Raw genomic sequence first — 19,544 nt, 5'->3', positions numbered from 1 at the left:
TTACGGATGGTCAAGGCCGCGGACAACCGCGTCCTCGCCGTCGAGACCCTGGGCGACCCGCGCGGCCGGCCGGTGTTCCTGCTGCACGGCATGCCGGGCAGCCGGGTCGGCCCGCACCCGCGCAGCACCGTGCTGTACCGGCTGGGCGTGCGGCTGATCTCCTTCGACCGGCCCGGCTACGGCGACTCCACCCGGCTGCCCGGCCGCCGGGTGAGCGCGGCGGCGGCGGACGTCCGGACCATCGCCGACGAGCTCGGGCTGGCCGGGTTCGCGGTGCTCGGCCGCTCCGGCGGCGCCCCGCACGCGCTGGCCTGCGCGGCACTGCTGCCCGAGCGGGTCAGCCGGGTGGCCGTGCTGGTCAGCCTGGCGCCGCGGAACGCGGCCGGCCTGGACTGGTACGCCGGGATGACCCCGTCCAACGTCCGGGCGTACCAGGAGGCCGAGCGCGGCCGCGAGCGGATCGCGGACGCCATGCAGTTCCGGTCCCAGCAGATCAAGGACGACCCGGTCAGTCTCCTGCAGGGCCTGCGGTCCGAACTGCCGTCCACCGACCGGGAGGTGGTCGCCGACACCGGGTTGCGGAGGATGCTGCAGAGCAACTACCGGGAGGCGTTCCGGCACAGCGCCGACGGCTGGATCGACGACGTGCTGGCGTTCACCACCGACTGGGGTTTCAAGGTCGAGGACATCGCCGTGCCCGCCTGGCTCTGGCACGGCGCCGACGACCAGTTCTCCCCGGTCGAGCACTCCCGCTGGCTGGCCGACCACATCCCCGGCGCCGCGCTCTTCCTGGAGCCCGGCGCCGCCCACTTCGGCGCCTTCCGGATGATGACCACCGCGCTCAGCTGGGCGGCCGGGTAGCCGCCGCGGCCGGTCCTGCCGGTCCTACCGGGCCGCCGTCACCGGCGTCACCGGGGCGCCGCCGGCCAGCACCGCCAGCACGTTGTCCACCGCGAGGCCGCCCATCGCCTGCCGGGTGCGGACGGTGGCGCTGCCCAGGTGCGGGGCCAGCACCGCCCGCTCCTGGGCGAGCAGCGCCGACGGCACCTCGGGCTCGCGTTCGAAGTTGTCGACGGCGGCCGCGAACAGCGCCCCGGACTCCAGTGCGGCGGCCAGCGCGAGCTCGTCCACCACTCCGGCGGTCATGCTCACCACGACCGCGCCGGGCGGCAGCCGGTCCAGCCGGCGGGCGTCCAGCAGATGCCGGGTGGCGGCGCTGAGCGGGCAGGTGACCACCAGGACGGCGGACCGCGCGAGCAGGTCGTCCAGCGGCAGCCAGGTGGCGCCGTCCGCCTCCCCGGGCGGCAGCTCACGGCGGTTGTGGTAGGCGACCGGCATGTCGAAGGCCCGGGCCCGGCGGGCCACCGCCTGCCCGATCCGGCCCATGCCGAGGATGCCGAGCGGGGTGCCGGCCAGCTCCAGGCCGAGCAGGAAGTTCGGCGCCCAGGCCCACGGCCGCCCGGAACGCAGCCACCGCTCGCCCTCGCCGAGCCGCCGGGTGGCCGCCAGCAGCAGGGCCCAGGCCATGTCGGCGGTGGCGGCGGTGAGCACGCCGGGCGTGTTGCTGACCTGCACCCCGCGTTCGGCGCAGGCCGCGAGGTCGATGTTGTGGTGGCCGACCGCGTGGTTGGCGACGATCCGCAGCCCCGGGCCGGCCGCGTCCAGGAACTCGCCGTCCACCACGTCGTCCAGGGTGGTGATGACGGCGGACCGGCCGCGCACGGCCGCCAGCAGGTCACCGCGGGCCATCGGGAGGTCCGTGTCGTGGCAGGTGGCGGCATGGTGCGCGGTGAGCCGTTCGGCCACCCCGGGCGCGAGCCGTCGGGTGACCAGGACCGGGGGCAAAGAGGACAGTTGGGTCATAGGGCCCGCAGCGTACCCTGCCGCGGGCCGCCGGGCGCCTGCGGCAGGGTACGCCGGCCGGACGGGCCGCCGGTCACACCGGCTGCGGTTCGAGGTCGCGGTTGATCCGCTTCCAGCCCCGGGCCGAGACCGTGTTGGGGTGCTCCTCGCCGAACTGGCGGATCAGCTCGGCGACGGCCTTGGCCCGCAGCTCGGCGGCCTGGGTGTGCCGGCCGGCCGAGCGCAGGGTGACGGCCAGGTTGGCCTGACAGGCCACCGCGTCCGGGTGCCGGGGGGTGTACCGCGCGCAGAGGCCCTCGTAGGCGGTGCGCTCCAGCTCCTCGGCCCGGGTGTACTGGCCGTCGTCGCCGTAGGCGTTGGCCAGGTTGATCATCGCGTTCAGGGTGAACGGGTGCTGCCCCCCGACGGTCCGCAGCAGCGCCTCCACGGTGGCCTGGCCGCGGTCGATCGCCTCCCGGATGTCCCCGCTGCCGCGCAGGTAGATGCCCAGGTTGTTGCCACAGGCCAGGGTGAACGGGTGCTCGTCGCCGAACAGCCGCCGGTGGCCCTCGAACACCGTGATGGCCAGGTCGCGGGCGGCCTCCTTGTCACCGGAGGCGCTGTAGTCGGCGGCCAGGTTGAGCGCGCAGGCCAGGGCGTCGGGCGCGTCGGCGCCGTAGCGCTCCAGGTAGCGCTCGTAGGTCTCCTTGGTGATCCGGCGGGCCTCGGCGAGCTGGCCGGCCTTGCGCAGCGAGACGGCCAGCGACTTGGCGTTGCGCAGGTTCTCCGGCAGGTCGGGTTCCAGCACGTCGCCGAAGTCGTTGGTGACCTCCTGGAGCAGGTCGGCCGAGCCCTTGTAGTCGCCGAGTTCGCGCAGGTCCCGGGCGAGGTTGGACTTGGTGGAGAGGGTGTAGGGGTGGCGCGCGCCGAGCACGGCGGTACGCCGGTCCAGGGTCTCCCGGTCGAGGTCGCGGGCGGCCTCGCTGTCGCCGACCAGCCGGTAGTCGATCGCCAGGTTGTTCGCCATGGAGAGCGTTCGCGGGTGCTCCTCCCCGAACAACTCCCTGAACTGGTCGAGGATTTCGCGATCCATGTCGAGCGCGGACTGGAACCGGCCGAGCGCCCGGCGGTCGGCCCCCAGCGATCCCGCGGTCATCAGGGTGTACGGGTGGTGCTCGCCCAGCAGCACCCGCTGGCGCTCCAGGGTGGACTCGTCCAGGGCCAGCGCGTCGGCGTAATTGCCCTGCGAGCGCAGCACGTTGGCGAGCTGGAAGCGCAGCAGCAGGGTCTGCCGGTCGTCCGTGCCGAGCTTGCGGGTCCACTCCGCGTCCAGCGCGTGGCCGAGGTCGCGGGCGCGGTCCAGCTCGCCACGCTTCCACAGGTAGCGGACCCGGTCGATGAGCAGCTGGCGGGTGTCCGCCTCGTCGCAGTTGTGCGCCTTGGACGGCGACAGGTGCGGCCAGATCTCGTCGAACGCGGGCCAGTTGGCCGGGTCGTCGGTGTCGCCGAGGACGGGCCGGGCGCCGGTGAGGATGCGGTGCACCTCGTGGACGGCGGTCTCCTGCTCCTCGTCGCTCATCTCGGACCGGATCACCGCCTGGACCAACCGGTGCACCTGGAAGCTGTTGCTGCCGGCGTCGACCTTGGCGAGCGCGTACCGGCCGATCGCCTGGATCACCTTGCCCAGCATGAACTTGTCGTTGAGGTCCTCGTCGTACTTCACCAGCGCGCGGATCATCTGGTCGCTGTAGAAGAGGTTCATCGAGATCGGCTCCGGCGCGAAGAACGCGCAGAGCTGCAACAGCCGTACCGCCGCGGGCGACTGGGTGCGCAGCCGGGCGATGGAGACGTTCCAGGTGGCGCCGACCGGCGTCGGGTAGTCGGCCGGCCGGGCGACGGCCAGCGCGCGGGCGGCCTCGGCGTGCAGCTGGGCGACATAGGTGCCGACCGGCGTGCCGGTGGTGTCCAGCCAGGCGGCGGCGACCTCGACGGCCAGCGGCAGGTCGCCGACCGCCTCCGCGACCCGGTCGGCGTCGGCCCGGGAGAGCCCGCGGGCGCGCCGGCAGAGGTGCTCGACGCTCTCGCCGCGGGTGAAGACGTCCACCTCCAGCGCCTCGGCGTGGCCGGACCAGGCCTGGTTGCGGGAGGTGACCAGGATGTGGCCGGAGCCGCCGGGGAAGAAGCGGCGGATCTCGGCCGGCTCGTCGGCGTTGTCGAAGATCAGCAGCCAGCGGGAGGTCGGCACCCCGCGGCGCAGGGCCTCCCGGGCCGCCTCGGCGGCCTCGGTGACCGAGTCGCCGACCCGCAGGCCCAGCCGGCGGGCCAGATCGGCCAGGGCCGGGGCGACCAGCTCGGTCTGCTCGGCGTCGATCCACCAGACCAGGTCGTAGTCGGACATGAAGCGGTGCGCGTACTCCAGCGCCACCTGGGTCTTGCCGACGCCGCCGAGGCCGTACAGGGTCTGCGGGGTGGGCAGCACCGCCGCCATGCCGCCGCGCAGCTGGTTGCGCAGCTGCTCCAGCACCGCGGAGCGGCCGGTGAAGGACGGGTTGCGCGGCGGCACGTCCCAGACCTGCGGCTTGCTGCCGGGGAAGCGCGGCCCGGTGCCGGTGGTGTCGGCGAGCGTGACCTCGGACCGGCCGAGCGCGCGCAGCAGGGTCTGCACGGACTGCACCTCGTCCCGGCCCACCAGGTCGACCGGGTTGCGGTTGCTGAACGGCGCGGTGAGCCGGACGTCGCCGACCCGGACCGGCACCAGCTGGCGGCGGGTGCCGGACGGGTCGGAGCTGACCACGGACTCCCAGAGCGCGCGGGCCTGCGGCGAGCGCTGGTAGGCGGGCGAGAGCACGGCGACCGTCCGGTAGGCGGCGTCGATGCCGCGCTCGGTCTCCTGCCGCGGGTCCGAGCCCGCGCTCAGGTCGCGGGGCAGCACCCGGAACCCGGCCCGGGTCAGGACGGACTCGATCCAGTCCGCCCACATCCGGTCCTCGGGGACGTAGGAGAGGTAGAGGTCGGCCGGCACGGACGGGCGGCGCCGGGTGAAGGCGTCCACATAGCGCAGCCGGACCTCCTCGTCGACGGTCGGCAGCGAGGCGGCCCGGCCCTCGGTGATCACACCGGTCAGCCGCTCGCAGGCGGCGAGCATCGAGGTCGGGGTGCCGCCCTGGTCGCCGAAGGTCGCCAGGATCTCCTCGTAGGCGTAGAACGGCCGGTACGGGATCTCCACCGAGCCCCAGTAGTGCGCGAGTTCATCGCCGCTCAGGCCGGCCGGCAGCCCGTCGAAGCGGATCCGGGCGAGCGCCCGGCCGGCGTCCGCCTTCTCCTTCTCGCCCTCGTCGATGCGCATCGGCACCGGCAGGATGCGGATGCCGCGCTCGCGGTAGCGGTCGTGGATGTGCTGGGCGATCCGGGAGGCGCCGTCGATCGACTGGTCGCTCAGGGTGAAGCAGACCACCAGGTCGTCGGGCATCTGCACGGTGCAGATCTCGGCGATGTCGGAGAGGCCGGTCCGGGAGTCGATCAGCACGTAGTCGTAGCGCTTGCGCATGTCGGCGCGGAGCGCGTCGAAGAACTGCCCGCCGTCGAAGCGGTCGTAGAAGATGTCCCAGTCCAGGTGGGTGACGGCCTCGGAGTAGTCCCGGTTGAACTGGCCGGCGGAGAGGAAGTCCAGGCTGCCGCCGCCGGGGAAGCCGGGCCAGGCGAGCGAGAGGGCGTGCGGGTGCACCCGGGCGAAGTCGAGGTGCCAGCCCTCGGCGTGCTCGACCGGCCGCAGCGCCTCCTCCCGGTACTCGGCGATCAGGTCCATCATCCCGGTGGTGCCGGCCAGCGCCGTCGGGTCGAGGAACGGGTGGAAGAACTTGGCGAGGCCAGGCGCCTCCAGGTCCCAGTCCACGGTGAGCACCCGGAAGCCGTTGGCCGCCAGGATCCAGGCGGTGTTGGCGAGCGCCATGGTGCGCCCGGTGCCGCCCTTGTAGGAGTAGAAGGTGATGATCCGGCCGTTCCGGTCCTGCTCCGCCTCGCGCTGGGCGGCGAGGTCGGCGGCGCTGAGGCCGCCGATGCGGAGGTTCCTGGTGCGGTTGTCGCTCATAGGGTTCCTCCCCCGGGCGGCATCCCGTCGTCCGGGCGGTCGCCTCCGTCACGTGCTGGATGGTCGTGGCCGAATGGTGCGGATCCGGATCCGGGTCCGTCCCGTCCGCGCCCGTACCGGAAAGCGTCCCGCAGACTGGGCCTCGGCGCCGCCGGTTCGTCCGGTTCGTTCCTGGTCCGGCCCTCGAAGGCGTACTTGGCCTTCATCGCGGCCCGGGGCAGCGCGTCGTCGAACTCCTCCAGGCTGGCCAGCCCGGGCGGTCCTCCGGTCGCGCCGAGAAAGCTCGGACGAGCCGAACGATGGGTGAACTTCAGTGCCTGGTCACTGAGTTCGCCAAGCTCACCGTGGCGCTCGACGCAGTCCGGGTCCTCCAGGTTCCACGGCTCCAGGACACTCACCCAGGCCGAGTCGGAGCGGTCGAAGCGGCGGACCAGCTCACGGCGCCGCTCGTCCCGCAGCGCCCAGCGGTCCAGCAACAGCAGACCGGGCGCGGCCGGGTCGCCGCCCCCGGTGATCGCCTCGGCCTCGTCGTCGAACTCGTGCACGGTCGCCTGGAACCCCAGCTGCCGTGCCAGACGCACCGCGTGGTCGGCCAGTGACCGACCGGCGGCCGGCCGGTACGGGTGCCAGTCGGTGCGCTTGGGCCCGTAGAAGTCGGGGTTCCGGTCGGGCGGCAACTCGCCCTGGTGGTAGGAGAGTACGGAGATCCGCAGCTGCTTGGTGGGCGCGGCCACATTGAACGCGCTGGGCTGCGACTGGAATTCCAGCCGGCGGCCGACCGGAATCACCGTCTCCTCGGCCACCTCGACGATCCGCCGGGCCAGCCGGTGCACGGCCAGCTCGTAAGCGGACCGGAAGTAGCTGAGCTTCATCAGCGCGTACAGGCCCTCGGTGGCGTAGTCCGGGCCGAAACTGGCGTGGTTGAACTGGAGTTCGCTGGCCACCTGCGGAAGCTTGTAACGGCTCATCGGCGCCCAGAGCACCGGTACGATACCGCTTGTCCGCTCCGAGTCGATGTTCGCCGGATAGACCGGCCGCCGGGTGAACGAGTACCACTCCTGCCCGCACGGGACGCTGTTGAAGTACCGCGGCGAGTACAGCGGCACGAACACCCGGCAGGTGGCCAACTCCTCCGAGAGCCGCTCGGCCCACAACTCGCCCTGGTGCATGGACTCGTCCATGAACCCCACCGACACCCCGGCGGGCGCGGTGGTCAACTGCAGCACCGCCTCGCAGAGATCCCGGTACAACTGCCGCACCCAGTGGTTGGGGTCACCGGCCCCCCGGGCACCGGACTTCGGGGTGTGGGCATAGCTGAGGAAGAAGTACGGCCGGGCGGAGTCCTCGTCCCAGCCACGGTCGTTCACACGCGCCTCCCCCTGGCCCGTCGGCAACCTTGATCCCGCAGCCCCCGTGCGCGGGGCTTCAGTGTAGGAACGAACGACACCCCAATGGAATAGCACAACAAGCCGCACCAATTGACATGCCCGAAACGATCGCCCCCACACGGGCCGCCCGGGCGCTGCCCTCCGCCCCAACGGCACTCCGGCGCTGCTCCGGCGCTGTCCCGGCGCGCGGGGAGGCGCCCCCGGTGGCCCGTCACCTGCACCCGTTCGTCGTTCCTGGCGATCCCGAAGGAGTAGCCTCGTACCGGCGGAAGTCCGGCCGGCTCAACAGCCTGGCGCTCGCTCCGCTGGACACTGCCGCCACCTCACCGTCGCCGGCCTCCCGGGACTTGAGGTGATTGATCCGGCACATCCGCTACAAGGTCCGAGGAAGGCAGCCATGGCCCAGCTCAACTGGGAGAAGTCCAGCTTCAGCAACGACCGAGCCGACTGCATCGAGATCGCGACGGACGGGGACCTCGTCCACATTCGCGAGTCGGACAACCCTTCCACCGTCGTCACCACGACCAAAGCCAAACTCGACGCCTGGATCCGAGGCGCGAAAGCCGGCGAGTTCGACCACTTCACCCCCTGACCCGGGCTTCGTTGGATTCGCGGCCCGTGCCCCGACAACCCGGGGCACGGGCCGCAGTCGTTCAGCCCAGGAGCGCCCCTCACACCTGGCCGCACGCCCACGGCTTCCCTGCGGCCGGGTTCGCCAAAGACGTAGGTCCAGCCCCGTCCGGAAGTCCGGCTGAAGCGAGCCGCCACACAGGATGTCAGCCCGCGAGGAGCAGGCGCGTCTCGTCACTCACCTCGGGCAGCTCGCCCCGGTCCGCCCAGGTCGAGTCGTCGTGCTCGGTGAGAACGATCGGCCCGTACTTCCCGACGGCGACCGCGAAGGTGAACTGCCGTGTCAGCAGGCCGTCGCCGGAGGTGTAGTCGAAGGTGCCGACGTAGCCGGTGACCTCGGAGACGGTGAGACCGGTCTCCTCCATGACCTCCCGGCCCAGGGCCGCCTCCAGGTGCTCGCCCGGCTCGACTCCGCCACCGGGCAGCTCCCACAAGCCGCCGAGAAAGTCGTCGGGCTTCCGCCGCAGCAGGAGCACGCGGCCCGCCTCGTCGGTGATCAGCGCGCCGACGACGAACTGCCCGACACCTGCGCCCACCGCTTCGGCCAACAGGCCGGGGACGAAGTCGGGTTCCGTGGCAAAGAGAGAGGTCACAACAACTCCTTGTGGTGGTCGATCACCTTACGGGCCGCGCGTACGTACTGCTCGGCCAGCGGAAGATCCTCCTCACGATGCCAGACAGGCAGCTTGATCGTGCGCCGGTAGGTGTGCTCGGCGACCGGGAAGTCCCCGTCCACGTACCGCCGGTGAGAGTTCGGGTGGTCGGGGAACAACGGGCCGGGTCGCCGGTACAGGGGGAGCTGATTCATCGGGCGCGTCGAGCCGGGCCGGTCGAACTCGGTGGCGCCTTCCGCCACCAGAGCGCGATGGAACTGCTCGGCACCCAGTCCGCCCAGCTCGGCAGGCCGGTAGGTGAGCGTCAACCCGTACCAGGACGGAATCACCCCGTCGGGCATCGGGATGACATCCAGCCCGGGCATGTCCGCGAACTGCTCGCATCAGCTCCACCCGGAATGTCTCAGGAGGATAGCTGCCGATCAGACAGGTCCTGTCTCAAGGATCACGGCCGGGTGATCGAGCTGGGACACCGAATGCGACCCGGTCGACAACACCTACCAGCGCACTGTCAACCGGAAGCTGACGGTGCAGGAGCCGCAGCACACCCTGGCCCAAACCTCTGCCACTGCCGCTGCCACTGCCAGCGGGCGGCGTCGGCGGCTATCGCGTTGCCGGGTTCTTCCCGGTCAAGACCAGGATCAGCACGTCATGTAGCGCGGCACCTGTCCAGGGACGGTTCTCGCCGACCTTCTCGTAGCCCCAGGACCGGTACGCTCGGCCGGCCGCTTCGGCTTCGGGTCGAGTGTTGAGCAGGACGCGCTCTTGTGTGAGGCCGTCCACGAGAGCGTGGTGCACCGCCGTGGCGACACGCTGCCCGCGCCAGGCGGGGCGAACTGCGAGCTCGAACAGACCGAAGGTCCGGTGGCCGTCCTCGCGACTCACCCGATCCGGTACAGGCATGATCAGGGTGTCCCACCACCCGGCGGAAGCGGGCAGCGGGTAACCATAGGCCATACCGACGGGCTCGCCGCCGTCGGTGCGCGCCAGGACGGCACGATCTGCACGGCCTGGCCTGACCGCCGCACCGCTCAGCGGCCGTCGTCAACCCCCAGCACCACCCCGAAGGGGTCAATGACCTGCGCAATCTGGCGCTGGGGGGACAGTCGCAGCGGGCCGCGGTGATGCGTGCAGCCCGCCTCCAACAACCACGCCAGGGCCTTATCCACGTCGGCGACCCGCCAGTAGACCACGGGGCTGCCACCGCGCGGGTTGCGCTCATCATCCGCCGGGTGGAACCCGATCTCGACGCCGGCGTGCTCCACCCACGCGAAGACCGCCCCGCTCTCGCTCACCTCGCGATGGACCGGCACCCCCAGCAGGCTGCTGTACCAGGCAGCAGCCTCATCGGGCGAGTCGGCGAACGCCATCACGGCTACTACGCTCTCGAACACGGCTTGCCTCCGGATCTCGTCCAAACTGAGCGACACATTTGCGGAACATAGGGCTCAGAAGGGAAACTACCGTTCAACAAGGGCAGCTCAAGCGCGTGTTGACGAAACACCGCCTCGCCGCAGTGAGCCCTCCTTGACCAACTCGGTTTCTCTGTAGACACGGTGGCCACGTGGTGCGCCGATCCCGCCGTGGTTCCGAGGGCCGAGATACAGCAGTTCCTGGATGTGCTGTACGAGAGGACGTCGAACGCAGCCCGGCAGCGCTTCGCGCTCCTGGTCGCGGGGGAGCAGACCGGACTCGGCATGGCCGCGGTCAAGTTCCTCGGCGAGCGCGTTCACCCGAAGGCCGGGCGGCTCATGTCGTACACGGCCTGCGAGACCGTGAGCGGAACCGCCCGGGTGGTGGACGCCGAAGAGCTGGACGCGCCGGCCTGGGTCGCACACGCGGAGATCCCCGGGTGCGTGCCGTACGGACTCTTCGAGCCGGTGCGGGCCTACCTCGATTCCGCGCCGCCCGGCTGACCGACCGGTCAAGGGCCACCGGCCTGGAGCCGTCGCCTCTTCGGCAGGCCGAAGAGGCGACGGTGGTGATGGCCGGCCTCGGCTCGGGGCACGGGTGCCGAGCACGAGAACGCATCCCGTTCCACGCGGTGTGCCGCAAAGCAGCACTGCACGAAGCACGGGCCGCTGCCCTCCCCCGTCACTGCGGCGGAGGTTTGAGACAGGGGGTGACGACGAGGAGAGAGATGCGGTCATCACCTGCCGTACTGGAGACGTCGACGAGATAGTCGCTGACGGGATGGCGAGCACTCACCGTCGACTCCGGCGAGCCGTCGGGCATTTCGCGGTAGCCGACGATCTTCAGGCCTTCGTCCTTCAGCCGGTCCCGTACCTTGCGGACGACCTCGTTGTGTCGGGCGTTGGGAACGTTGCTGTGCACCCCGTATGTAAGGGTGAACCGGTCATCGGGCGCCGACTCACCGTTCCTGCCGACACAGGAGGTGAAGCCAGGCCGGACGGGTTCGTCGTTGATCTCGATGCCGGCCACCTGGGCCAGATGCTCGACGAGCTGGCGGGCCCAGGCTTCGCTTTCCTCTTTGGACTTGACCGGCAGCGGGTCGTCCTTTCCACTTCCCGGGGCGGGAGTTGAGGACATACAGGCTCCAAGGGTTACGGCTGTCAGCACAGCAACGACAAGACGGCCGATGCGGGACATGGTGGTGTGTGTGGTTGCCATGGATGGGTCCTTCGGCCGGGCCCGGCCTCAGAGAAGAGGAATCTGGCCCAGCACCGGGGGCTCCTTCGGGGATGTCGACGGCTTCAGTCCGGCGATGATCTTCGCCTGGTTGAGCAGGCTGGTGCTGCGGTCATTCCAGTAGCCACCGTGCCCCTCGGTGTCGATCTCGATGTTGTTTCCACCGAATCCCCAGATATGCGGGCTGGGGCCAAGGGTGGCGCCACCGACGAGACGAGTGGGGTCGTCGTCGGCCTCGCCGATCCACACGTGATCGGGGTCGATGTTCAACTGGTCGGCTTGGAGAACGCCCATGCCGGGGCTGCCGAGGGCGACGATGTCGTCGGCATGCAGGCCGCCTCCTTGGGAGGCCGCGACGCCTACGGCGTAACTTCCGTAGCTGTGGGCGAGGTACGTGACATGGCTCTTGGGCTCGCCGTGCGTCACCCTGAGACCTTCGGAGAACTGCCGCATGTCCTTGGCCCCGTCAATCCCTCGCATGGGGTTCGATGCCTCCGGAAGGCTCTCGGGAGTGTCGTAGCCCAAGTAGGAGATCACCGAGACGGCTTCGCCGGCTCTCGTGAGACTCTCCGCCTGCTTCTGTAGCTGCTGAACGCGGTCGATCTGGCCCGGCACGCCATTGAGGTCGGTGTTCGTACCGGGCACGAACACGGCCGTGTGCTGAGCCTTGTCGGGATTACCGGTGGCGACGATCGCGCGCCCGTCGGAGTCATAGGCCTCAGGATCGACGGCGAGAAGGAACAGCTGGTGCGCCTCGTCGTTGCCGTCCTTCTCGTCGAGCTTCCTCTTGATCGTCTCCAGCGCGTCCCGCCGCTTCTGGTACGTCTCCTGATCGAGGCCGGCATCGGCGGCGCTCCCCGCCTGGAGGGCGTCGAGCTTCTGGTCGAGGACGAGCCGGTTGGCCTTGTCCCGGACCGTCGACGGCAGGCCGTCCATGCGGCCCAGCTCGGCCGGACGGAGCGCGAGGAAGGACTCCTGCTGCTCCGGGGTCAGCCCCTTCCACCAGTCTGCGGACTTCTTCGGGTCCTTGCCGTCCGGCAGATGGTCGCCGGCCAGGCCGAGGTCGCTCATCACGGCCGCGGCGTCGACTCCGGTCTCCGCCATACCGCCGTTTCCCCGTTTCTCTCCCAGGATGTCCCCCGCCAGGCGCCCGAGGGCGGTCCTGCCCTGGTCGCTGGCATCCTGGGCAGCCTTCACGGCGGTGTTGATCCGGTCCTGGTAGGTACTCCTGGCCGAGGCGAGAGCACGGCGCGCGTCCTGGGTGTCCTGGTCGTGGCGGTCGTCCCAGGTCTGGGCCGGCAGATCGACGACGCCCTCCACCGACACCGTCAGCCCGGCCTCCTGCGCGCGGTGGACGGCGTTGGTCAGGTTCGTCTGCGCCTGGTACATCCGGTCCGCGACGGTGTTCAGCGTCAGTGCCACCGTCTCGGCCTCGACCCGAACGATGTCCAACTGCTGTTCGGTGCGCTCCATGTACGCGAACGCGGCAGTCGCATCGCCACCCTGCCAGTGCAGCCGCAACGGCCCGTTGACCTGCGTGCGGTGACGGGAGTCCACGCCGTCCGCAGCGTGGGCGAGCGCCTTCCAGCTCTTCGCCGCGTCGCGCAGCCCGTGCGGGTCGAAGGTCAGCAGCAGCTCGTAGAGGCCGCTCACTCCACGCCCTCTTTCCAGCCGCCGGCTATCGCCCGCTCGTTCTGCTGGTGCGATTCGGCGTTGGTCTCCAGCTTGCCGGCCGTTGCGGCGAGTCTCTGCCGCACCTGGCCGAGCGGCGTGGCCCAGCCCTTCCCCAGTTGTTCCAGCGCGCCGGCCACCGACCAGCCGGCCAACTGGCCCGAGGCCGTCGCCGCCGAGGTGAGCGCCGCCCTCACCGGCTCGGCCAGTTCCTCCCCGAGGGCCCGCGCGACCCCTGCCGACTGCCGCAGTTCCGGACCGACCTTGATGTCAGCCAATGCGATCTCCCCCCGGAGACACCATGCAAGCGTGTGCGAACCGCACTCATCGGGGCACGAGACGTACGCCCACCACAATGCGCTACGCATCCATACGGATACTCAGATCGTATGACCTGCATGGTCACCCGTGTTCGATTTCGCTCATCTCGGCACGCGCCGGAGTCGCGGGAAGGGCCCTCAAGCCGGCTGCCGGGAGCGCCGCAGCACCTGTACGGCCAGGTCCACCGCCTCCCGCATCGGGACCAGGCGGCAGTCCGCGCCGCCCACGTGCCGTTCGGTGACGCCCCGGGCCTCGCGCAGGACCTCCCTGCCGAGGGCGTCGAAGTGGAGGTCGTCCAAGTCCGGTGCCCTGAAGGAGATCCAGCCGGACGGGCCCAGGCAGCGGTACTCGCGCAGGGGGACGTCGGGCAGGCGCAGGTCCGCCAGGTGGAAGGCGGTGAAGCGGGACATCGGGACGCCGATCATCAGCACCCGGGCGTCGAGGTCGTAGAGGCGGCCGAGAGGGGAGTCCGGTCCCAAGTGGCTTTCGCGGGGGTGCCGTTCGGTGATCTCGCGGGCGAGCGGACCGAGGGCGGCGAAGGAGGTCTGGGGGTGCGGGCTGCGCAGGGCGCCGGGGTGGGTGCGGATCTGTTCGGAGAGGGCGCCCATCGTCGGGGAGCAGGGGGTGGTGGCCGGGTCGAAGGGGGGCATCCGGGCACGGTAGGCGGCGACCTGCTCCGGGGAGAGGCCGGCCGTGGCGGTGGTGTGGAGACGGGAGGTGGCCGAGTTCTCGGGTGTGGCGGTGTACGCGACCAGGGTGCCGCGCCGCGGGCCGCCGAGGGCGTCGAGCAGCGCCTCGACCACGGTGGCGGCGCCGCCGGCCACCGGGCCGAGGGCGCGCAGGGAGGCCTGGACATGCAGGACCATGCCCGGGCGGACGCCGAGTTCGGTGAAGTGCCCGGCCAGAAGGGTCCGGTCGAGCGCCGGCAGGAGGCTGGGAGCGCGGGGTTCGGTGAGGATGACGGTTCCTCAGGGTGAGGGCCCCGGGTGAGGGCGCCCGGGGCGGGACGGGGGGGGAGGGCGGGGAGCGGGGCGGGGTTCAGCCGCCGACCGGTGATCTCTCCTGTCGGGCCCGCCCGGCCGCCCGTTCGGCGGCGACCGGGAGCGGTACGGCGAGCCACGGAGCCACCGTCGCACGCATGCCGTCGGTGAACCGCAGGCCGAGCGGGGTCAGGGAGCCCGACCCGGCGAGCCGGTCGACGGCCTCCGCCGTGTACTGCCGCCAGAGCGCGAACCGGGTGCGCGCCCGGTCGGCGGCCTCCCCCGGCAGCCCGTCGTACGCCAGGCTCCTGGTGCCCCAGAACTCGGTGACCGCCAGATGCGCGTAGGTGCCCTGGAGCAGCCCTTCGAGGGGGCGTGGATCCGGCCGCCAGGGGGCGAAGTACAGCGCGGTGTCGGCGGGGTCGTAGAGGTCCAGCAGGTCGAGTACGGCGCCCAGTTTGACGTGCTGGAACTCGTGCGCGAGCAGCAGCCCGAGGATCGGCGCGGTGGCCGGCCGGGCGATCCCGACCGCGCCGAAGGCCTGCCGGGCCGCCGCGCTGACATCCCGCCCCGGCGGTCCGGGCCGCAGCGGGGTGACGGTGGTCAGACCGGCCCGGACGCCCTCGGCGTACCCGGGCAGGTCGTGCCCGAGCAGCTCCCAGGCCTCGCGCAACGCGCCGGTCCAGTCGAGCAGTTCGGTGTCGGACAGCCGGCCCTCGACCGGGTGGTCATGGCTGTCGCGCTGCGGATCGAGGTCCTCCAGCGCCACCGTCCAGCCGCCGGCCAGCCGGACCCGGCGCACCGGCTGCCAGCGCGGGTCGGTACCGGTGATCAGTTCACCGTCGGCGGTCCGCACACGGAATCCACCGGCCGACCCGGTGACCACCGTCTCCCCGTCCGGCACCGCCAGGCTCCCCAGCGTCGGCAGATGCAGCACACCGCCCCGGACGGTGACGGCCAGCGCGTCCCCCCGCCCGGCCCGCACCGCCGCCGCGGCGGCCAGCGCGGCCAGCGGGCCCAGCCCGGCGCCGAGGTCCCCGGCGAGCCGGCGGGCCGCCCAGGCCCGCGCGTACGGGTGGCCGAGGACGGCGTCCAGCGCGGCGGGCGCGGTGCGGTCGAGGGCGGAGAGCAGGTCCCAGGCCGCCGACCGCCGCTGCCCGGAGGCCCCCCAGGCGGCGGCCAGCATGGCCCGGGTCAGCGCGAGCTGGGAGCGGGCCAGCGCCCGGACGGTGTCCGCGCCGCCGTGGCCCCGGGCGAGTTCGTCGAGCTGCCGGTCGGTGAGGGCCGTCGGCACCACCGGTTCGGCCGCCTGGGCGGGCACCGGGCGAACCACCGGGCGGCCCACCGGGTTGCCGCGGTCCGCGATGCCGTTGATGAGCGTCATGAGGTCCCCGCAGTAGACGGAGGGATTGTCGAAGCCGCCACCCTCATCGTCGCCCCGGTAGCGGTGGGCGTACAGACCGCCTCCGCAGGAGCGGACGACGGGACAGGCGCGGCAGACGGCGCTCAGACCGGCCAGGCCGGCCTGCCGGACGCCGATGCCCGGGTGGCGGGCCACCTCGTCGAGGGAGTGGCGGAAGACGTCGAGACCGGTGGCGGGAGCCCCGTCGAAGGCGGTCTTGAGGCTGTCGGCCTGCTCGAAGGTGCCGTCGGTCTCCAGCACCACCAGGTCGGACGGTTCCAGGCCGAGCGACTCGGTGAGGCTGGACAGCCCGCGCAGGGTGCGGTGCACCGACTCGAAGGTGCGCACGGCGAACGGCCGCCCGTCCGCCTCCCAGCGCTCGTAGACGGTCAGCAGCCAGTCGGCGTAGGGGTTCTCGCCCTGGCCGGCGGGACGTTTCGGCGGATCGTCCCAGGTGGCGTGCGGCAGCAGGAAGTCGACGGCGGGGGGCTGGAGTTCGGCCAGCGCTTGGTAGACCGCCGCCGGGTCGTTCTCCACGTCGATGGTGCAGAGCAGGCCGGCGAAGAGGTGCCGGTGCGCGGGCTCGCGCAGCAGCGCCACCGCCCGCAGGACCTGCGGGTGGCTGCTGCGCCCGTCGGCGTAGCGGCGGTGGCGGTCGTTGGCGGCGCGGTCGCCGTCGAGCGAGACGCCGACCTTGATCCCCAACTCGTCGAAGAGCGCGCAGAATTCGCGGCTCAGCAGCACTCCGTTGGTGTGGATCCGCAGGTCGAGGGCGCAGCCGGGCGGGAGCGCGGACCGGAGGAACTCGGCCGCGCGGCGCAGCCGTTCCGGGCCGGCCAGCAGGGGTTCTCCCCCGTGCAGGACGACCCGGACGGCGGACAGCCGGTGCGCGGCCGCATGGTCGCCGATGCGTTCGGCGGCCTTGGCCAGGATCTCTTCGCCGATGACCTTCGGGCGTCCGCGCCAACTGGTGTCCGCGTGCTCGTAGACATAGCAGTGGTCGCAGGCGAGATCGCAACGGCTGTGCATCTTGACCACGAATTGCGTCAGGGGAAGCGGAATTCGCGTCATCACAGATCTGCTTCAGGTGGATTCGGTCGGACCGGACCTCGGCCGGGGAAAGGGCGGGTCGGTCAGATCGAGGAGTTGAACGCCGCGACCGGCACCAGGCCGGATTCCGAGCCGGGGAGGGCGCGGTGCAGTCGGGCGGCCAGTTCCTCCGCGCCGAGCGCGGCCAGGTCGGAGAGGGAGGGGCGGTCCAGCGTGTCCTGAGTGTCCGTCAGTTCGCTGGCTGGCCTGGTGCTGGTTACCGGTGTCATGTTCGTTCCTTTTGGCGCGGTTAGGACCTGCCGGGGGTGGGTATCCCACTCGGCTACCAATGTAGTGGCAGCGGCGCACCGGCGCGGCACCCTGCGGTCCCGATCCGGCCTCCGCGGCCGCCTGGGCCCTGAATGGAGGCCCGGGGCCGCGATATTTCACCCGTTCAGCGGTCGCGCACTCGCCGTCGTACGCGCCGCATCGGCCATCTCCAGTCATGCGTTCGACCGACGGGCCGGTGTTCCCGCCCGGCGGGCGACGACCCGCCCCCACAGCCCGGACCGCGATCGCCGCGCGGCCGCCGATCAGCCGAGGCGGCGCACCGCACGCCCCAGCTCGGAGACGAAGTCCCGGCCATGGGTCGTGAGTTCACCGCTGTCCAGCAAGGTACCGACCGCCGCGGCCGTATGGGCCCGCCACCGACTGGACTCACGCTCGGCGCGGTCCTGGTCCGAGGCTCCGGCGACCAGCTCGGCGTGCCAGAAGCCGGCGACGCCGAGGTGGGCGTAGGCGCCCTGGAGCAGCGCGCCGACCGGGCGGGGGTCGGGGCGCCAGGGGGCGTGGTAGACGGCGGCGCCGTTGGGCCGGTGGAGGGGCACGAGGTCCAGCAGGGCGCCGAGTTGGATGTGCAGGAACTCGTGCACCAGGGCCAGCGCCAGCAGCACCGGATCGTCCGGCCGGGAGGCCGCCACCGAGCCGTACGCCCGCCGGGCGGCGGCGCTGACCGCCTCCCCTCCGGGCGCCGGACGCAGCGGCACCAGGGTGGTCACGCAGGCCGCGACGGCCTGTGCGTGCCGGTGGTGGCGAGTGGCCAGGATCCGCCAGGCTTGCGCCAACGCGTCACGCCAGGCCGCGAGTTCGGCCGCTTCGAGGGGGCCTGAGGTCGGCCGCCCGTAGCTCGCCCGGTACGGGCCCAGATGGTCGATCACCGGCGTCCAGCGCAGCCCGTCGCACTCCAGCGGCACCGGCTCCCCCCGCCGCCCGGCCCGCACGAACTCCCCGAGGACGCCCGGTGCCACCGCCTCACCGGCCGTGAGCCCACGCAGGCAGTCGGCCGTCCAGGCGTCCAACTCGGGCCGCAGCAGGATCTCTTCCCAGCGCGGCGGGTCCGTCGCCCGCAGTGCGCGGAGTTCGGCGTACGCCTGCTCGAAGTCCGCCCGCCCGGGCCCGTCCGGCAGCGCCCGCTCCAGTGCGAGCAGCAGCAGGGCCCGCTTGCTCACCTGCCCGGCCCGGAGCGCCCGTACGGCCTCCGGCCCACCGCGAGCGGCCGCGATCGCCATGAAGACGGCCCGGTCCAGCCCGTGCCGGGGCAGCTCCGCCGCGACCCTGGCACCGGGCACCCCGGCCGCCACCCCCGCACCCGCACCCGCACCCGCACCCGCACCCGGGTCAACGCCCGGACCCGGCCCCGCACCCACGCCCGCACTGGCACCCATCGCCCACGCTCCTCACCCTGTCGGTCCCGCACCTGCCACGGCCGGCGCACCCGCCGCCAGCCCCGCCACGTCCCCCCGCAGCCGGCCCGCGATATGGCGGATCAGCCGGTCCAGATCGGCGCAGTACACCGAGGGGTGCCCGAAGCCCCCCGCCGCATAGCGGTGGGCGTAGAGCCCACCGCCGCAGACCGCCGCCAGCGGGCAGCCGGCACAGACCGGCCCGAGCCCGGCGCGACCGCGCTGGCGGGCCCGGAAGGCCGGGTGCGCGGCGGCCTCGGCGAAGCCGTGCCGCCGGACGTCCAGCCCCGTCGCCGCCGCTCCGTCGTACGCGGCCTTGAGACTGTCGGCCTGCTCGATGGTGCCGTCGGCCTCGACCACCACGAGGTCCACCGGCGCCAGCCCGACCGCCTCGCTCGCCGCCCGGCCGCCGAGCAGCAGCACGGCCAGCTCCTCGAAGAGCCGCACCCCGGTCTCCCGGCGCGGTGCGTCGTACCAGCGGTCGAACACGGCGATCAGCCACTCCCCGTACGGCGCCGCCGCCCCGCCCCCGGGCGGCGCGACGGGCACGGAGCGCCGTACGCCGGGCGGCTGGGCCTCCCAGGTGCCGTGCGGCAGCAGCAGGTCGATCCGGGGCGGGGCGAACTCCAGCAGCGCCTCGTAGCAGGCCACCGGGTCGGCGGCGAGGTCGACCACGCAGAGCAGTCCGGCGAACAGCTCCCGGTGCTCGGCCGTCCCCAGCAGCCGCACCGCCTCCGCCGTCCGCGCCCAGCTGCCCGCGCCGGACGGCAGCAGCCGGTGCCGGTCGTGGTCCGCCGCCGTCCCGTCCAGCGAGACCCCGACCGCGACCCGGTACCGGTGCAGCACCTCCAGCAGCGCCGGTTCGTCCAGCAGCCGCAGCCCGTTGGTCTGCAGGCTGAACCGGACGCGTGGCCCGATCGCCGTCAACTCCCCCAGCAGCGCGTCCAGATGATCCGCTCCGACGAGCAGCGGTTCACCGCCGTGCAGGATCACCCCGACCTCGTCCAGCCCGCACTCGTCCGCGTGCTCGGCGATCCGCCGGGCGGTCCGCCGGGCGGTCGCCAGCTCCATCCGCCGGGGCCGCCGGCGCCAGCTCTGGTCCGCCGACTCGTACATGTAGCAGTAGTCGCAGGCCAGGTTGCACCGACTGTGGATCTTCAGCAGATACTGCCGGAACGGCACCATGCCC

General features: G+C 72.2%; 18 protein-coding genes. 3 read left to right on the top strand and 15 right to left on the bottom strand.

Annotation, left to right across the window (positions count from 1 at the left end):
* Window positions 1-6 precede the first annotated feature (6 nt).
* Window positions 7-861 (top strand): alpha/beta fold hydrolase, encoded by an 855-nt coding sequence (locus tag ACIP82_RS15555; protein ID WP_363607908.1) that lies wholly within the window; start codon window positions 7-9, stop codon window positions 859-861.
* A 24-nt stretch (window positions 862-885) separates the two neighbouring features.
* Here the strand turns inward: ACIP82_RS15555 and ACIP82_RS15550 are convergent, their stop codons facing one another.
* The 3 genes from ACIP82_RS15550 to ACIP82_RS15540 form a co-directional block, all read right to left on the bottom strand.
* Window positions 886-1,863: a 2-hydroxyacid dehydrogenase gene (locus ACIP82_RS15550; RefSeq protein ID WP_400653718.1), complete on the bottom strand. Its 978-nt coding sequence runs from the start codon at window positions 1,861-1,863 to the stop codon at window positions 886-888.
* A gap of 73 nt (window positions 1,864-1,936) precedes the next feature.
* Complete coding sequence (gene fxsT / locus ACIP82_RS15545; protein WP_400653717.1) at window positions 1,937-5,929, bottom strand: FxSxx-COOH system tetratricopeptide repeat protein; 3,993 nt, start codon at window positions 5,927-5,929, stop codon at window positions 1,937-1,939.
* Window positions 5,926-7,296, bottom strand: a complete 1,371-nt coding sequence (locus ACIP82_RS15540; protein ID WP_363607870.1) for a TIR-like protein FxsC — start codon at window positions 7,294-7,296, stop codon at window positions 5,926-5,928. The genes fxsT and ACIP82_RS15540 overlap by 4 nt, the downstream gene beginning before the upstream one ends.
* A 418-nt stretch (window positions 7,297-7,714) precedes the next feature.
* On the opposite strand from ACIP82_RS15540, the gene ACIP82_RS15535 reads away from it, so the two are divergent.
* Window positions 7,715-7,909 carry a DUF397 domain-containing protein gene (locus tag ACIP82_RS15535; RefSeq protein ID WP_400653716.1) on the top strand — a complete coding sequence of 65 codons (195 nt, stop codon included), beginning with the start codon at window positions 7,715-7,717 and terminating at the stop codon, window positions 7,907-7,909.
* 184 nt (window positions 7,910-8,093) lie between these two features.
* Here ACIP82_RS15535 and ACIP82_RS15530 read toward each other — a convergent pair whose 3' ends face one another.
* The 4 genes from ACIP82_RS15530 to ACIP82_RS15515 form a co-directional block, all read right to left on the bottom strand.
* Window positions 8,094-8,540, bottom strand: a complete 447-nt coding sequence (locus tag ACIP82_RS15530; protein WP_400653715.1) for an NUDIX domain-containing protein — start codon at window positions 8,538-8,540, stop codon at window positions 8,094-8,096.
* Window positions 8,537-8,926 carry a hypothetical protein gene (locus ACIP82_RS15525; RefSeq protein ID WP_400653714.1) on the bottom strand — a complete coding sequence of 130 codons (390 nt, stop codon included), beginning with the start codon at window positions 8,924-8,926 and terminating at the stop codon, window positions 8,537-8,539. Before ACIP82_RS15525 ends, ACIP82_RS15530 begins: the two co-directional genes overlap by 4 nt.
* Before the next feature lie 238 nt (window positions 8,927-9,164).
* Window positions 9,165-9,551: a GNAT family N-acetyltransferase gene (locus ACIP82_RS15520; protein WP_400653769.1), complete on the bottom strand. Its 387-nt coding sequence runs from the start codon at window positions 9,549-9,551 to the stop codon at window positions 9,165-9,167.
* Window positions 9,552-9,592: 41 nt separating this feature from the next.
* Window positions 9,593-9,955 (bottom strand): VOC family protein, encoded by a 363-nt coding sequence (locus tag ACIP82_RS15515; protein ID WP_400653713.1) that lies wholly within the window; start codon window positions 9,953-9,955, stop codon window positions 9,593-9,595.
* Between the two features lie 225 nt (window positions 9,956-10,180).
* Here ACIP82_RS15515 and ACIP82_RS15510 point away from each other — a divergent pair, with 225 nt between their 5' ends.
* Entirely contained in the window at window positions 10,181-10,477 is a 297-nt protein-coding gene (locus tag ACIP82_RS15510; RefSeq protein WP_400653768.1) for an NUDIX hydrolase, read from the top strand.
* Window positions 10,478-10,655: 178 nt separating this feature from the next.
* On the opposite strand, the gene ACIP82_RS15505 is transcribed toward ACIP82_RS15510, so the two are convergent.
* The 8 genes from ACIP82_RS15505 to ACIP82_RS15470 all read right to left on the bottom strand — a co-directional run bounded on the left by ACIP82_RS15505 (window position 10,656) and on the right by ACIP82_RS15470 (window position 19,540).
* Window positions 10,656-11,192 carry a hypothetical protein gene (locus tag ACIP82_RS15505; protein WP_363607875.1) on the bottom strand — a complete coding sequence of 179 codons (537 nt, stop codon included), beginning with the start codon at window positions 11,190-11,192 and terminating at the stop codon, window positions 10,656-10,658.
* 27 nt (window positions 11,193-11,219) lie between these two features.
* The gene (locus ACIP82_RS15500; protein ID WP_400653712.1) at window positions 11,220-12,863 is read right to left on the bottom strand and encodes an alpha/beta hydrolase; all 1,644 of its coding nucleotides are present in this window, start codon (window positions 12,861-12,863) and stop codon (window positions 11,220-11,222) included.
* Entirely contained in the window at window positions 12,860-13,159 is a 300-nt protein-coding gene (locus ACIP82_RS15495; protein WP_400653711.1) for a hypothetical protein, read from the bottom strand. The genes ACIP82_RS15500 and ACIP82_RS15495 overlap by 4 nt, the downstream gene beginning before the upstream one ends.
* Window positions 13,160-13,339: 180 nt before the next feature.
* Complete coding sequence (locus ACIP82_RS15490) at window positions 13,340-14,068, bottom strand: aminoglycoside N(3)-acetyltransferase (RefSeq protein WP_400653710.1); 729 nt, start codon at window positions 14,066-14,068, stop codon at window positions 13,340-13,342.
* Window positions 14,069-14,240: 172 nt separating this feature from the next.
* Window positions 14,241-16,655, bottom strand: a complete 2,415-nt coding sequence (locus tag ACIP82_RS15485; RefSeq protein ID WP_400653709.1) for an FxsB family cyclophane-forming radical SAM/SPASM peptide maturase — start codon at window positions 16,653-16,655, stop codon at window positions 14,241-14,243.
* A gap of 62 nt (window positions 16,656-16,717) precedes the next feature.
* Window positions 16,718-16,903, bottom strand: a complete 186-nt coding sequence (locus ACIP82_RS15480; protein ID WP_363607880.1) for a hypothetical protein — start codon at window positions 16,901-16,903, stop codon at window positions 16,718-16,720.
* A gap of 303 nt (window positions 16,904-17,206) precedes the next feature.
* Window positions 17,207-18,337 (bottom strand): aKG-HExxH-type peptide beta-hydroxylase, encoded by a 1,131-nt coding sequence (locus tag ACIP82_RS15475; RefSeq protein ID WP_400653708.1) that lies wholly within the window; start codon window positions 18,335-18,337, stop codon window positions 17,207-17,209.
* Window positions 18,338-18,349: 12 nt separating this feature from the next.
* Window positions 18,350-19,540 (bottom strand): FxsB family cyclophane-forming radical SAM/SPASM peptide maturase, encoded by a 1,191-nt coding sequence (locus tag ACIP82_RS15470; RefSeq protein ID WP_363607882.1) that lies wholly within the window; start codon window positions 19,538-19,540, stop codon window positions 18,350-18,352.
* Window positions 19,541-19,544 lie beyond the last annotated feature (4 nt).

It is taken from the genome of Kitasatospora sp. NPDC088548 (genome assembly GCF_044753005.1).
Taxonomy (GTDB): Bacteria; Actinomycetota; Actinomycetes; order Streptomycetales; family Streptomycetaceae; genus Kitasatospora.
This window is presented reverse-complemented; position numbering and strand designations above follow the sequence as displayed.

Bases quoted from the DNA above. Each gene is read 5' to 3' on its own strand.
- ACIP82_RS15555 (WP_363607908.1), top strand. From the start codon at position 7: ATGGTCAAGGCCGCGGACAACCGCGTCCTCGCCGTCGAGACCCTGGGC.
- ACIP82_RS15475 (WP_400653708.1), bottom strand. From the start codon at position 18,337: ATGGGTGCCAGTGCGGGCGTGGGTGCGGGGCCGGGTCCGGGCGTTGAC.
- ACIP82_RS15550 (WP_400653718.1), bottom strand. From the start codon at position 1,863: ATGACCCAACTGTCCTCTTTGCCCCCGGTCCTGGTCACCCGACGGCTC.
- ACIP82_RS15485 (WP_400653709.1), bottom strand. From the start codon at position 16,655: ATGACGCGAATTCCGCTTCCCCTGACGCAATTCGTGGTCAAGATGCAC.
- ACIP82_RS15525 (WP_400653714.1), bottom strand. From the start codon at position 8,926: ATGCCCGGGCTGGATGTCATCCCGATGCCCGACGGGGTGATTCCGTCC.
- ACIP82_RS15490 (WP_400653710.1), bottom strand. From the start codon at position 14,068: ATGGTCCTGCATGTCCAGGCCTCCCTGCGCGCCCTCGGCCCGGTGGCC.
- ACIP82_RS15535 (WP_400653716.1), top strand. From the start codon at position 7,715: ATGGCCCAGCTCAACTGGGAGAAGTCCAGCTTCAGCAACGACCGAGCC.
- fxsT (WP_400653717.1), bottom strand. From the start codon at position 5,929: ATGAGCGACAACCGCACCAGGAACCTCCGCATCGGCGGCCTCAGCGCC.
- ACIP82_RS15470 (WP_363607882.1), bottom strand. From the start codon at position 19,540: ATGGTGCCGTTCCGGCAGTATCTGCTGAAGATCCACAGTCGGTGCAAC.
- ACIP82_RS15505 (WP_363607875.1), bottom strand. From the start codon at position 11,192: ATGGCAACCACACACACCACCATGTCCCGCATCGGCCGTCTTGTCGTT.
- ACIP82_RS15480 (WP_363607880.1), bottom strand. From the start codon at position 16,903: ATGACACCGGTAACCAGCACCAGGCCAGCCAGCGAACTGACGGACACT.